8 protein-coding genes and 1 tRNA gene are annotated in these 13,266 nt (G+C 68.3%); 4 read left to right on the top strand and 5 right to left on the bottom strand.

Translation table 11 applies throughout. The features are described from left to right. The first annotated feature begins 40 nt into the window (after positions 1-40). Together JI746_RS12465 and JI746_RS12460 are read left to right on the top strand one after the other, a co-directional pair. Entirely contained in the window at positions 41-2,263 is a 2,223-nt protein-coding gene (locus tag JI746_RS12465; protein ID WP_201689855.1) for a TRAP transporter permease, read from the top strand. A 110-nt stretch (positions 2,264-2,373) separates the two neighbouring features. Next, entirely contained in the window at positions 2,374-2,559 is a 186-nt protein-coding gene (locus JI746_RS12460) for a hypothetical protein (RefSeq protein ID WP_201689854.1), read from the top strand. Positions 2,560-2,655: 96 nt separating this feature from the next. Here the strand turns inward: JI746_RS12460 and JI746_RS12455 are convergent, their stop codons facing one another. The 4 genes from JI746_RS12455 to JI746_RS12440 all read right to left on the bottom strand — a co-directional run bounded on the left by JI746_RS12455 (position 2,656) and on the right by JI746_RS12440 (position 8,011). Beyond that, positions 2,656-2,832 (bottom strand): hypothetical protein, encoded by a 177-nt coding sequence (locus JI746_RS12455; RefSeq protein ID WP_201689853.1) that lies wholly within the window; start codon positions 2,830-2,832, stop codon positions 2,656-2,658. A 106-nt stretch (positions 2,833-2,938) separates the two neighbouring features. After that, on the bottom strand, positions 2,939-5,572 hold the full coding sequence (locus JI746_RS12450; RefSeq protein WP_201689852.1) for an Ig-like domain-containing protein: 2,634 nt from the start codon (positions 5,570-5,572) through the stop codon (positions 2,939-2,941). 1,003 nt (positions 5,573-6,575) lie between these two features. Further along, positions 6,576-6,669 (bottom strand) — tRNA-Ser (locus JI746_RS12445). 73 nt (positions 6,670-6,742) lie between these two features. Next, on the bottom strand, positions 6,743-8,011 hold the full coding sequence (locus tag JI746_RS12440; RefSeq protein WP_201689851.1) for an aspartate kinase: 1,269 nt from the start codon (positions 8,009-8,011) through the stop codon (positions 6,743-6,745). Between the two features lie 480 nt (positions 8,012-8,491). Between JI746_RS12440 and JI746_RS12435 the strand changes: the two genes are divergently transcribed. Both JI746_RS12435 and JI746_RS12430 read left to right on the top strand, forming a co-directional pair. Continuing rightward, positions 8,492-11,125: an Ig-like domain-containing protein gene (locus tag JI746_RS12435; RefSeq protein WP_201689850.1), complete on the top strand. Its 2,634-nt coding sequence runs from the start codon at positions 8,492-8,494 to the stop codon at positions 11,123-11,125. Between the two features lie 262 nt (positions 11,126-11,387). Further along, a complete protein-coding gene (locus JI746_RS12430; protein ID WP_201689849.1) occupies positions 11,388-12,326 on the top strand; it encodes an SEL1-like repeat protein in 939 nt (312 codons plus the stop codon). Here the strand turns inward: JI746_RS12430 and JI746_RS12425 are convergent. Further along, positions 12,323-13,186 (bottom strand): DMT family transporter, encoded by an 864-nt coding sequence (locus tag JI746_RS12425; protein ID WP_201689848.1) that lies wholly within the window; start codon positions 13,184-13,186, stop codon positions 12,323-12,325. The genes JI746_RS12430 and JI746_RS12425 overlap by 4 nt on opposite strands. Positions 13,187-13,266 lie beyond the last annotated feature (80 nt).

Here is a 13,266-nt window from a genome sequence, read left to right as displayed (position 1 = left end):
GTGGGGGAGGCGCAGCCTCCCTTTGCTTTTGGAGAGACGGATGAACACGCCCAGCGCGCTCGACGAGCGCCAGCTGCAGGAGCTCGAACAGAAGTTCGACCCCGAGATGCGCTTCCGCGCCACGGTGCAGCCCGCCACCTGGATCGTGATGGCGCTGCTGATCGCGCTGTCCTGCTTCCACTACTGGACGGCCGGCTTCGGCCTGCTGCGCGAGACCACCCACCGCGGCGTGCACCTGGCCTTCGTGCTGGGGCTGATCTTCCTCGTCTTCCCGCGTACGAAGCGCCTGTACGGCGAAGCGACGACCAGCCGCTGGCACAGCCCGGGCGGCGTGCCGTGGTACGACTGGCTGCTGGCGCTGGCCTGCGCGGCCAGCGTGCTCTACATCCCCTGGGTGTTCGAGGACCTCGCGTTCCGCATCGGCAATCCGAGCACCGCCGACGTCGTCTTCGGCACCCTCCTGTTCGTCACCCTGATCGAGGCGACACGCCGCTCCATGGGCTGGCCCCTGCCGCTGATCGCGCTGGGCTTCACCTCCTACGCGCTCGCCGGCCCCTGGTTCCCCGGCCTGCTGCAGCACGCCGGCGCGAGCTGGAGCCAGATGATCAACCACCAGTACCTCACCAGCCAGGGCATCTACGGCGTGGCGGTGGGCGTGGTGGCGACCTACGTGTTCCACTTCGTGCTGTTCGGCGTGATGGCCACGCGGGTCGGCCTGGGCCAGCTGTTCCTGGACATCGCCGCCACCATCGCCGGCCGCTATGCCGGCGGGCCGGCGAAGGTCAGCGTGTTCGGCTCCGCGATGTTCGGCATGCTCTCGGGCTCCTCCGTGGCCAACGCGGTGACGGTGGGCTCGCTCACGATTCCCGCGATGATCCGCGTCGGCTACCGGCGCGAATTCGCCGGCGCGGTGGAGGCCGCTTCGTCGACCGGGGGGCAGATCACGCCCCCGGTGCTGGGCGCCGCCGCCTTCCTGATGGTGGAGTTCCTCAACGTCTCCTACCAGACCATCATCGCTGCCGCGGTCGTGCCGGCGTTCATGCACTTCTTCGGCGTCTTCATGCAGGTGCACTTCGAGGCCAAGCGCCACGGGCTGCGCGGCCTCACCGACGAGGAGATGCCGAGGCTGCGCGAATCGCTTCGGCAGCGCTGGCCGACGCTGATCCCGCTGTTCCTGCTCGTGGGGATCCTCGTGTCCGGCCGCACGCCCTACCTGGCCGCATTCACCGGCATCAGTTCCTGTGCGATCGTCGGCCTCACCACCCGGACCAGCGGCAACCGCCCGGCCAACTGGGCGCTGTTCCTCGTGCTCCATGCCCTGCTGTTGCTGATCGGCTTCGCCGACCTCGGGCCGCAGACCGACCGCATCAAGATCGCGCTGTTCGCGGCTGCCATCGTGATCGCGCTGGCCGGATGGAAGCTGGCCGGCATCACGGGCCGCATCTCCCACGGCGTGTTGGTCGAGGCCTTCGAGACCGGCGCCAAGTACGCGCTGGCCGTGGGCGCCGCGGCAGCCACGGTCGGCATCGTGATCGGCGTGGTGACGCTCACCGGCGTCGGGTTCAAGATCAGCTTCATCATCACGGGCTGGGCGCAGGCCATCGCTGCCGCGGCGGCGACCGTCGTTCCCGCCTTCATCGCGGACACGCGCAGCATGACCTTGCTGGCCGCGCTCGCGATGACGGGGGTCGTCTGCGTCCTCATGGGATGCGGCATTCCCACCACCGCCAACTACATCATCATGGTGACGGTGGCGGCGCCGACGCTGGTGCAGCTCGGCGTGCAGCCGCTGGTGGCGCACTTCTTCGTCTTCTACTACGGCGTGCTGGCGGACATCACGCCCCCGGTGGCGCTCGCCGCCTATGCGGCGGCAGGGATGGCGGGCAGCGATCCCTTCAAGACCGGCAACACCGCATTCCGGCTCGGGCTGGCGAAGGCGCTGGTCCCCTTCGTGTTCGTGTTCTCGCCCTCGCTGCTGCTGGTGGCCAAGGGCTTCAACGGCTACGACTTCGCGGTCACCTTCCTCGGCTGCGTGCTGGGGATCGTGGTCCTGGCGGCCGCGCTCAGCCGCTTTTTCCTGGTGGAGATGAAGCGCTGGGAACAGTTGCTGTGCCTGCTGGCGGCCCTGCTGCTGATCGCCCCCGGCCTCTGGGTGAGCCTCGCCGGGGTGGGGCTCGTCGCACCCGTCGTGCTGCGCCACCTGGCGGCGCGGCGGCGGGCGATGCTGCCTCTTGCGGCCGGGCTGGATGTCAGATACCGCTGACCTGTGCTCACGCAGCACGCTGGCACGGCGTCCTTGCGCGTGCCCCGATACTTCTCCGCACTGCAGTCACACACAGAACGAGGCAGTGGAGAACGACAGGGAAGAAAAGCATGAGCGATACAAGAACAACAGCGTCGATCCTGCAGCGGGTACCGGCCATTCTGGCGGTCACGGCGAACTCGTACGGCCTGCACCTGCAGGCCGACGAAGCGCGCAAGCCCGCGGCGGCAGGGGAGCGTCGTCGCACCGGACGAAACAAGGCGAGCGGGCAGGACAAGCCCGCCGCGCAGCGATAACAAGGACGTTCACTGGGAGCAGGAAAGCCGCCTTCGGGCGGCTTTCTTCTTTGGGCGAAGCGATCGTTCCCGTGCAGGCGGGAAATCCACTCCTCCCTACTTCACCCGTCGCTCGCGCGCCCTGCGCACCTGGCGGCTCTCCGCCGCGCGGCGCTGTGCCTCCTCCTTCTGCCGTTTCTTCTCGCGCCACTTGCGCGAGAGAAGGCGCGCCACCACGAAGGTGAGCGCGCAGGTGAAGACGAGCACCAGGGTGCTGCTGAAATCGGTGGGCATGGAAGGGCGCGAAGTCGGTGCCGTGGATGGTACCCCGTGATCCACGGCCGGTCGCCGGCGAGGCCGCAGCGAACCGTCCACCGCAGAGCGGACGGTTCGCTCGGCGTCAGTCGATCCGGATGTCCATCACGGCGGATCCGCCAAGTTCCGGACTGCTCGAGAACGCCCGCACGCTGGTCGGCGGCGTGCTCCACGTGTGATCCGAATTGCTCGGGTCCTTCGGGCCGCCGCGACCCAGTCTCTGCTGGTAGCTCCAGGTATTGGAAGCGCCGAGGACCACGGTGGCGACCACGCAGTCGGGGATCGCCGCCGTGCCGTCGCAGCTCTGGCCTGCGAAGGGTCCCTTGGCGAGCGTGCCGTTCGTGTAGGCGATCGTGATCGTCTGGTTGGCGTGGACCCGGTCGGTGCCGGTGATGTTCCAGATGCCGAAGTCACGCGTGTACTGTGCGCGAATGAAGGCGATGATTTCCTGCGCAACGACCGCCACCGCTCCCTGCCCGGTGTTCGGCGACGCCGCGTTGGCGCCATCGATCACCCGATAGTTGAAGCTGAAGTTGCCTGCGCCGGGTGGCACGAAGCTCACCACACCATTCACCGGCGCAGGTTGCGCCCCCAGCCCGGCCGGCCAGGTGGTGATCTCCGCATTGCGCAGGTCGCCTGCGCCGTCCGGATCGCTCGCGCCAGTCAGCAGGTTCACCGTGATCGGCCGGCCGGTGACGGCGCCGGTCGAGACATTGCCCGCCATCGGCACGTCGTTCACTGGCGTCACCGTGATCGCGACCGAGGCAGGATTGGACAAGGGGATGGCGTCGTCCACCGCAATGGTGATCGTGTAGCCGATGGAATCCGCGCCGCTGGCGTTCGGGTTCGGCACATAGTTCAAGCGGCCGTTGCTGATGGTCGCCTTGCCGATGTGCGCCGCCTGGGTGAGGTTGACCGTCACCGGGAACTGGTTGCGGTCGGCCACTTCACGCAGGTTCTCGACCGTCCCGTTGATCTGCACGGTATCGTTGGCAAGCAGGTCGATGGTGGCGCCCTGCCCTTCCGCGCAGGCGGTCGCAGCCTGGTCGGAGCAGTCCTCCAGCACCGTCAGGGTGTCACCCACCGCGATGGGGGGACCGATCAGCTGTGCGGCGCCATGCTTGGTGTCGGTCAAGCGCATGCCCGTGCCGCCCCGGGTGGAGACCACCTGCACCGTGGCGGGCGGTGACTTGAGTCCGTGGACCTTGGCGGTGTTGCCCACCAGTTCCACCCCGCCGCCGGTGCCCATGCCGATGGCCGAGCCATTGGAGCCCGGCCCATACCCGGCGAGCGTGAGGACTGCCGTGGGATCGCTGGATTTCGCCTGGACGGTGAGCGTGCCGCCGAAGGGACCGTCGAAGCCTGCGGTGGTGACGCGCACGTCGTCGGTCACGGCGCGCAGCACGTACACGGGCGCCAGGTTGCCGGCAACGTCCCGGGCCGTGTTGTCCACGATGCACACATGCGTCGGCGGCAAGCCCCCCGGGGTGACCTGGGCCCAGAACTCCGTGCTGCCGTCGTTCGTATCCATCGGCAGCGGAGTGCCCGCCGGCGCGCCGTAGGGCGGCGGGTTGACGACCTGCTCGCCTGTTTCCGGCTTGACGCTGATCGCACCCGCGCAGGGCTCGGGATAGAAGGCCAGCACCGGCTGGGGCTTGGTCGTCGCCGGACCACCGGGCAGGCGCGCCCGGACCGTCGGCAAGGCGTTGGCGAAGACGTCGAGATCGGTCATCATCCCCGTGCTGTCCGCCTTGTAGACCGCGCGCGTGCCATTCAGCTGCGCTGGCAGGGTTCCGGTCTGGAGGCGCCCAGCCACGCTGAAGTTGTTTGCATCCTCCAGCGTGTAGATGACCGGGCCGTTGTGGTCTGCCGAAGGCGCCCTCACCTCGATGCGGAAGGTGTTGTGGTCGCGCCCGGGCGTCTCCGTCCCGTCCTTGTTGTAGGCGGTGAACTTCTCGAGCGGACTGCCGGTCACGGGCCCGAGCCGCGACGGATCGGCGAGGTACTTCTTGCCGGTGCCGGGGTTGCTGGTCAGGCCTCCCGAGGCGCGGACCGTGTCCAGGAACGGATCCGTCCCGGTGGGCATCGCGGCCAGGTCGGGCATCGGCGGCAGTTCGGCCCCGCCCGGCACCTTGGAAGGCAGGAGGTAGGGGCCGAGGCCGCCCGCCAGCGTGCACTCGAACGTGAAGGGGCAGCCGACGCCGATGTCCTGGGTCTCGAAGATGCGGTCGCCCTGCTTCTTGTCGAAGAAGGTGACGTCCTGGAAGGGCGTGATCACCCGGTAGTCGCCGTCGAAGGGCAGCGAACGGATGTCGAGCCGGTGGCGCGCGAACACGGTCTGGCCGCCGTCGGGGATCGCTTCGAGCGCAATCACCAGCCGGGCCCGGAAGCGCGTGCCGGTGGACTCGTCCTGGAGCACGTTGTCGGCCGAGTAGTAGAAGTGCTCCTCGAAGAAGTTGTTCGGAAAGACCTCGGGCAGGCCGAATTCGGGCCCGTCCGGCGGCGCCAGCACGCACCACCCGCCTTCCCACTCCGCCTGCGTACTGAGGTCGCAGAATTCCAGCGCGATGCCGGTCCGGTCCTGGAACCAGGCCGGGAAGCCGCCAACGGAGGGCCTCGATTCGATCGGACCCACACGTTCAAGTGCCGCATGGGCTGCGCCTGCGGACAGGCACGCGAGAACGGCGGTAGCCGCGGTGATCTTCAGTTTCGCCTTCATGGAAGTCCTCCTCAATGGACGTCGGATACGAGTGGTTGCCGCCCATGCGTCGCGGGGTGGCGGCATGTCTGCGATCTCGAGGACTCAAGGCAGGAGGGGCAGCGCAGGGCAGCGCCCCGCTGGGAACGCTGCATCGAACCGGTTACACGGTGACGACTGCCCGTCAAGACACCCTCCGCCAGAGACCACGTGAAGTGGTATGTAAAAAGTTCGCCGCATATCTTGCACCAGGTAACGAGAAGCATTCGCCACGCGAAAAGCGACATTTCCTGTGAAGTAGTACGTAGTACAAGGCGGCGTCGTTGCTTACTTGCACCTGACCAGGCCCGGAACCGGGGGGGAATTTGGCCCGAAGGCGGGGTTCCCCCCGGCGTTGGGGAGTGAAGCGCCGGCTCGCTGACGCGCGCGGCCAGGAGGAGACCGAGGGCGGGATGAGGCGAGGCGCGTCGTTGCGCTTCGGCTTGCAGGCGGCCGTGGCTGTGCGCGAAATGGCTGGCGGCGTTGCGCCGAATCACGCGCGCTTGTGCGGCCGCGAAAGGCGGAGTCCGACGTTGCCCGTTGCATCGCGCGATCGCGCAGAAGATCGCGAACGCACTGGTGCTGCTTTGCGGAGGGCGGATCGCCTGCGTCCACCGGGACGCGCGCGCTCACCGGCCTGGAAGCGAAGCGCGGCGCAGTACCTTCCCGAGTGGAATTCGCGACGCGCGTGCCGCATCAAGAAAAAGGCCGCTTCCCGTGCACGGGAGCGGCCCTTGAAAGTTAGCCCCTCGACAGAAGCTGGTCACAGTTTGATGCATTCACAAACTGTTGCGCATACTCCAAACGGGTGAATACGTTGCGGCCTGCGGGAATCTACCCATCGGTCCTCTGGACGTGGCCGCACGGCGCATGCAAGTGCGCGCTCGCGAATCCAGGAAGGGAAGGCTGTCAGGTGGACAGCCTTGGAGCCGATCCCGCGGCATGCAAGCGGCACCGGGATGCACGCTGGCGCGCGGGATGGTTCTGGCGGAGCGACAGGGATTCGAACCCTGGATGCAGGTTTTTGCCCGCATACTCCCTTAGCAGGGGAGCACCTTCGGCCACTCGGTCACCGCTCCGGAACTGGAAATCATAACGCAAACTGGGTCCCCGCCTGCGCGGGGACGGCCGGGTATGCGCGCGTCCCGCGCGTTACCCGGCCGGCTGGTCCAGGTCGAACGCGCGATGCAGGGCGCGCACCGCCAGTTCCATGTACTTCTCGTCGATCACCACCGAGGTCTTGATCTCGCTGGTGGAGATCATCTGGATGTTGATGCCCTCCTCCGACAGCGCACGGAACATCTTCGACGCGATGCCGACGTGGCTGCGCATGCCGATGCCCACGATCGAGACCTTGCAGATGCGCGTGTCGCCTTCGACGCGGTCGGTGCCGAGCGAAGGCAGCACGCTGGTCTTGAGCACGTCGATCGTGCGGGCGTACTCGCTGCGGTGCACCGTGAAGCTGAAGTCGGTACGGCCGTCGTGGCTGACGTTCTGGATGATCACGTCGACCTCGATGTTGGCCTCGGCCACGGCACCGAGGATCTGGTAGGCGATGCCGGGGCGGTCGGGCACGCCCAGGATCGAGATCTTGGCCTCGTCGCGGTTGAACGCGATGCCGGAAACGACGGCTTGTTCCATCTTCTCGTCTTCCTCAAAAGTGATCAGCGTGCCTGACCTGGCTTCCTCCTCGATCGGGATGTCCCAATCGGTGAAGCTGGAAAGCACGCGCAGCGGCACCTGGTACTTGCCCGCGAACTCGACCGAGCGGATCTGCAGGACCTTGGAGCCCATCGAGGCCATCTCCAGCATTTCCTCGAAGCTGACGGTCGAGAGCCGGCGCGCCTCCGGCACCACGCGCGGGTCGGTCGTGTAGACGCCGTCCACGTCGGTGTAGATCAGGCATTCGGCCGCCTTCAGCGCCGCCGCCACGGCCACCGCGGAGGTATCGCTGCCGCCGCGCCCCAGCGTCGTGATGTTGCCCTGCCCGTCCACGCCCTGGAAGCCGGTGATGATCACCACCTTGCCCTGCGCGAGGTCCTTGCGCACGCGGGCGTCCTCGATCGATTCGATGCGCGCCTTGGTATAGGCGTCGTTGGTGTGGATCGGCACCTGCCAGCCCGCATAGCTCACGGCGGGAAGGCCCTCGGCCTGAAGCGCCAGCGCCAGCAGTCCCACGGAGACCTGTTCGCCGGTGGAGGCGAGCATGTCGAGTTCGCGCTGCACCGCGGCATCCGTCCTCGCGGGCGAAACCTCCTTGGCCAGTCCGAGCAGGCGGTTGGTCTCGCCGCTCATGGCGCTGGGCACCACCACCATCTGGTGGCCGGCGCGCACCCACTTGGCCACGCGCTTGGCGACGTTGCGGATGCGCTCGGTCGAGCCCATCGACGTGCCGCCGTATTTGTGAACGATCAATGCCATCGGAACGGGAAGGAGAAGGGCCGCGCGAGCAGCGGGGGAGTCGGGCCGCGCGCAAGCGGGGTCGCGCGCGAAGTCCGGGATTATACCTAGCGCGTCAGTGACGCCTGACGTGGCCTCTCCCTCGAGGGTGCCGGTGCGACAGGCACCTCCGTCGACCCGCAGCGGCACTTCCGCGAGCGCCACCTGCGCGGCGCGTGAAGCCGGCCGGCACCTAAGTTCGCCCCGTGAAAGCCATCCGTTTACCTCCCCACTGTTGGGGCAGGAGCCCCACCAGCACCGGGGGATGGCGCCCAGCCGGGACCTTCGTTCCTCTCAAACGTACTCATTCGTATTCACTTCTCGGCCAAAAGCCGGTGGCACGTTCGCTGCGATACAGATGCTTGCAGGGACCACAAAGGTGTTGCACGCCGCAACATCAAGTCAAGCCAGCCGGGGGAACTCCCGGTTTTTTACAGCCAAGCGTTTTTTTGAGGAGTCGGTATGAAACACAAGTTGCACGCAATATCTGCAGCGATCCTGCTGGCCACGGCCGCAGCCGCCCCGGCGTTTGCCGGTCTCGAACGGGTGGGCCCGATCAGCACGGCGTCCGATTCCACGGGCTTCCCGACGTGGTTCCAGGACACCACGGGCATCACCATGGAGTACTGCAACCTGAGCACCCAGGCCGAATGGGATGGCGGCTGGTGCGTCGTGGCGCCGCCGGACGGCCCCGCGAGCCTGCCCGAAGTCTTTCCGGACAACTTCTTCGAGGAGCACTTCTACTACGGCGCGGACAACGTGCTGCTGGATGACGCCCGCGGCTTCAAGGCGCGCCTGATCATCGCGCTGGAAGCGATCCCCGATGGCGGCCAGACCGTCTTCGCGCGCCATCGCCTCGACATCCGTCCCCTGCCCTTCGCCGGCGACTACCGCGTGATCACCCCGTTCATGGACGAGGTCTTCAAGAATCGTTCGGAAGGCGACCGCATCTTCGAAACCTCCGACATCGGCGTCGGCTGCCCCTTCACCTTCGAATGCACGCTGACCGGCGCGCTCGGCCCCTACCTCCTGCCGTCCCCCGCCCCGGGCGGCGCCGAAGTGCCCCCGATGCCCGACCTGCAGTCTGCGCCGGCCGGCACGGACCCGTTCTATGACTCCCTGGTCGCGCAGGGCGGCACCACGACCAACCCCGGCACCGGCAAGAAGTACATCGCCGACCCGGCTCGCGTCGGCCCCGTGACCGGCAGCCCGCTGCCCGACATCACCGTCTACGACATCGACAACAGCCCCACCCCCAACACCAAGGGGATCCCGCGTCCGCAGAACCACAACACCTTCCGCGTCGAAGTGCGTGCTTCGCAGGCGGACGGCAACGGTGACCTGCTGTACGTCCTGGACGGCGCGACCAACTTCACGGTGGCCGGCCGCCTGATGACGGACATCATTCCGGGCCGTGTGGGCGGCGGTCGTGCGACCTACCGTGCCGACGCGACCGGCAATGCGACCGACGTCGACGTGTTCACGACGGCCACGCCGACGCTGCAGGCGCGCATCCCGGCCCAGCCGATCCAGGGCCTGATCAAGCCCCTGCTGGAGTTCTACGCGCAGCCGTGCGGCGGCGCCCTCAGCCTCGACGCCGACGGCAACACCGTGGTGAACCCCGGCCCGTACACCGCGCCGTCGCAAGGCTCCGCGATCGCCATGGTCAACGACGAAGGCAGCAGCGACTACTGGGCCCAGATGGCCGTGAGCGGCCCGCCGCCCAGCCACGTCTGCATCGTGAACACCAACGCCCGTGACGCCAACGGCCAGGTCCGCCCGAGCTACATGCTCAAGGCCCTGACCGACGACGTGGTGATCAAGACCGCCGACTACAACGGCCCGCAGGACGGCACCATCGCCGTGACCGCCGAGTCCAGCGACCCGACGGCGGTGCTGACGCTGGCCGGCTTCGGCAGCGTCCGCGGCACCGACGGCTCGTACATCGGTCGCGGCCCCGGCGCCGCACTGGCCGCCAATGCGGTCACGGTGCGCGGCATCAAGTCGCCGCCCAACCAGGTGCAGGTGGTGTCGAACAAGGGCGGCAGCAACATGCACACGGTGCAGACCGCGCGCGGCATGGCCGTGACGGCCGGCCAGGTCGTGGCGGGCAACGTCACCGCCACCGTGGCGGAAGACTGCGCGGCCACCTCGTCGACCGGCTGCACCGCCGGCCAGGAGCTGGTGATCGACCTGCTGGCCAACGCCACCGTGCTGGTCAACGGCCAGACCACGTCGCTGCGCACCGCCGTCCAGCAGGGCGGCACCGTGACGGTGAACATCCTGCAGGCGGCGCGCCTCGGCACGACCACCGTGTCCGCGGATGGTTTCCTGAACTACCTGCCGAACCCCAACGCGAGCGGCATCGACGGCGTCACGTTCAACGTGTCCTTCAACGGCGCGCCCGTGTCCGATCCGGCCACGGTGAACATCACCGTCACGCCGGTGAACGATGCGCCGGTGGCCGGCAACACCACCGCCAACGCGGTGAGCGCCATCGCCTCCACGGTGAACCTGCTGGCGAACGCCACCGATCCGGACGGTTTCGCCGACCTGAAGAACGTGGTGATCACCAGCTGGCCCGCCGGACTGGGCACGCAGCCGACGCCGGTCAACGGCGCCGTCACCTTCACCTCCACGGTCCCCGGCACCTACACCGTGCAGTACAAGGTGGTGGACGCCGCCGGCATCCAGTCGGAGAACACCGGCCTGGCCTCGATCACGGTCGCCGCTGGCGAGACCATCGCCATCGCGCGGGCGCAGTTCGAAGCCAGCAAGTTCCGGTGGCGCGTGGACGGCACGGACACGATCCGCAACAGCCAGACGATCTCGATCACGTTCATGAACGGCACGCTGTCGCGCGGCCCGAACGCAGGCCAGACCTGCGACGGCACCGACACCATCCCGGAGTGCACGATCGGAACGACGGGTGTGACGGCCGACGGCAGCTGGGCGTTCGACCAGAAGTTCTCGAGCGGCTCCTTCCAGAACCCGGCCACCGCCGGTGGCTGGTCGGTGGCGCCGACGCAAGTGCGCGCCTGGTCCAGCAACCCGGTCCTGGGTGGCGGGGCGACGGCCAACATCACTCGCAAGTAAGCGCGACAAGGCGCGGCGGGGCAGCCAGCCCCGCCGCCCGAACGATTGCTACACGGGTTCCCGGCAGGACCGCTTCGGCGGCCCGGCCGGGTTTTTTTATGGGGGCGGCATCCTGCCGCAGACCCTGCAAGCGCGGATGAGCCTGCGGGGCGCAGGAAATTTCTGCGCCTGGGCGATGAAAAACCTGTCACCGATGAAACCATTCTTGCGTGGGAGCTGTCCTACCCCACGTTTGTCGCTCAACACCGAAAGGACCAGCTTGATGTTCAGAACGGGTGCCGCCGCCCTCCTCGCTGCCGCCGCAGCCTTCATCCCCGGTTTCGCGCACGCCGATGCGTTCGAAACGGGCATGAACACCCTGTGGGAAGTGCTGTGGCACCAGAGCGGGATCCCGACGCGCCTCGTGCATTGGGAGCAGCCGCAACTGAAGGTCAGCATCAACGGCGTCAACGCGGCAGCCCACAGGCAGCACACGCTGCAGGCGCTGCGCGACGTGGCGGCCGAGGCGGGCCTGCAGGTGGCCGACGTGAGCGACCAGCCCGACGCGGCCCAGACCGCCGACGTGCGCATCCAGATCACCCCCGACAGCACCCTGTCCGACAACGAGCCCTGCGTGACGCAGCTGCACTTCCAGCACGAGACGAGGCTCGACTGGGTGGAGATGCAGATGCGCGACGGCGACGCCCGGCGCTGCGCGTACCACGAGGCGATGCACGTGATGGGCGTGCGCGGCCACCCCGAAGGTCCCACGGTGCTGAGCTACTTCACGAACCAGACCGAAGGCCTGCAGCCGCTCGACAAGGCGATGCTCCACGCCTGGTACTCGCCCGCCACGCACGGCGGCATGACGCCCTTCGAGGTGCTGCCGATCCTCGCCAGCGAGCTGGTGGCGATCCTGCCCGACAAGCAGCAGGCCGCGCTGTCGCGCGACCGCTACCTGCAGCGCACCGTCGCGGAGATGCAGGCCTTCGCCGAAGGCAGCGCCGACGTGCCGATGATCGTCAAGCGCTCGGGCAAGTGCACCGACCAGGGCGTGCGCTTCGGGCGCATGGAGATGAGCTACTTCCTCGGGGTCGCCTACCAGAAGGGCGCCGTGGTGCCGCAGGATGCGGTGCAGGCGACGCGCTGGATGCAGCGCGCCGCCAGCCTCGGCAGCCGCACGGCCCAGACCCGGCTTTCCGCCGGTCGGGCAGCCTCCTAAGCTCCTCGCAGCACCAAGACCAGTCCGCCCACGATCGCCGCCGTGCCCGCCAGGGACAGCGGCGCCATCGCGTGGCCGAAGATGAGCCAGTCGAGCGCCGCCGTGCAGGCCGGCACGAGGTAGAACAGACTCGTGACGTTCACCAGGTTGCCGGCGGCGATGAGGCCGTACAGCAGCAGCGTGGCTGCCACCGAGATCCCGAGCCCCAGCCACCCGACCGCCAGCACCAGCCCAGTGGACGACTGCACCCGCACCGGCATCACGAAGGACAACAGCAGGAACAGCAGCAGCGCCACCGCGTACTGCAGCGGCAGCACGGCGAGCGGCGCCTGCTGCAATCGCTTCTGCATCAGCGTGCCGACCGTGATGCAGGCCAGCGCCGCGAACGCGCACAGCAGCCCGGCCGGCGCCAGGCGCGCGCGCAGGAGGCTGTCCCCCACCACCAGGACGAGTCCGCCCAGCGCCAGCGCCAGCGCCAGGCCTGCGAAGCGGGCAGGCTGCAGCGGCCGTTCGGTCGCCAGCAGCGTCAGCAGCGGCTGCAGGCCCAGCAGCGTGGCCAGCAGCCCCGGGGTGACCCCGAGGTCCAGCGCCAGCAAGTAGGACAGCGAGTAGCCGCCCACCAGCACGAGGCCGGCCAGGGCGACCTGCGGCGCCGTGCCGCTGCGCGGCCACCAGCGGCCGCGCGCCAGCGCCACGACCGACAACGTCGCCAGCGCGAGCGCGAAGCGCAGCACGAGGAAGGCCACGGTGCTGGCCTGCTCCAGCCCCCAGCGCGACACCAGTGCGCCGCTGCTCCACAGGAGGACGAACAGGGCTGTCGGGCCGAACACGGCCCGCGCCCCGGAAAGATCGGTTTGCATGAAGACACCCATTCCTGGCGGGCACACGGGGGTGCCCGCCTTGCACACACGGAGCGACCCCGCCGCGGCGGGATCACGAA

Origin of the sequence: Ramlibacter alkalitolerans, from assembly GCF_016722765.1 — a bacterium.
Lineage (GTDB): Bacteria > Pseudomonadota > Gammaproteobacteria > Burkholderiales > Burkholderiaceae_C > Ramlibacter > Ramlibacter alkalitolerans.
This window is presented reverse-complemented; position numbering and strand designations above follow the sequence as displayed.

Coding starts and splice junctions, on each gene's coding strand:
- JI746_RS12465 (WP_201689855.1), top strand. CDS start 41: ATGAACACGCCCAGCGCGCTCGACGAGCGCCAGCTGCAGGAGCTCGAA.
- JI746_RS12460 (WP_201689854.1), top strand. CDS start 2,374: ATGAGCGATACAAGAACAACAGCGTCGATCCTGCAGCGGGTACCGGCC.
- JI746_RS12455 (WP_201689853.1), bottom strand. CDS start 2,832: ATGCCCACCGATTTCAGCAGCACCCTGGTGCTCGTCTTCACCTGCGCG.
- JI746_RS12450 (WP_201689852.1), bottom strand. CDS start 5,572: ATGAAGGCGAAACTGAAGATCACCGCGGCTACCGCCGTTCTCGCGTGC.
- JI746_RS12440 (WP_201689851.1), bottom strand. CDS start 8,011: ATGGCATTGATCGTTCACAAATACGGCGGCACGTCGATGGGCTCGACC.
- JI746_RS12435 (WP_201689850.1), top strand. CDS start 8,492: ATGAAACACAAGTTGCACGCAATATCTGCAGCGATCCTGCTGGCCACG.
- JI746_RS12430 (WP_201689849.1), top strand. CDS start 11,388: ATGTTCAGAACGGGTGCCGCCGCCCTCCTCGCTGCCGCCGCAGCCTTC.
- JI746_RS12425 (WP_201689848.1), bottom strand. CDS start 13,186: ATGCAAACCGATCTTTCCGGGGCGCGGGCCGTGTTCGGCCCGACAGCC.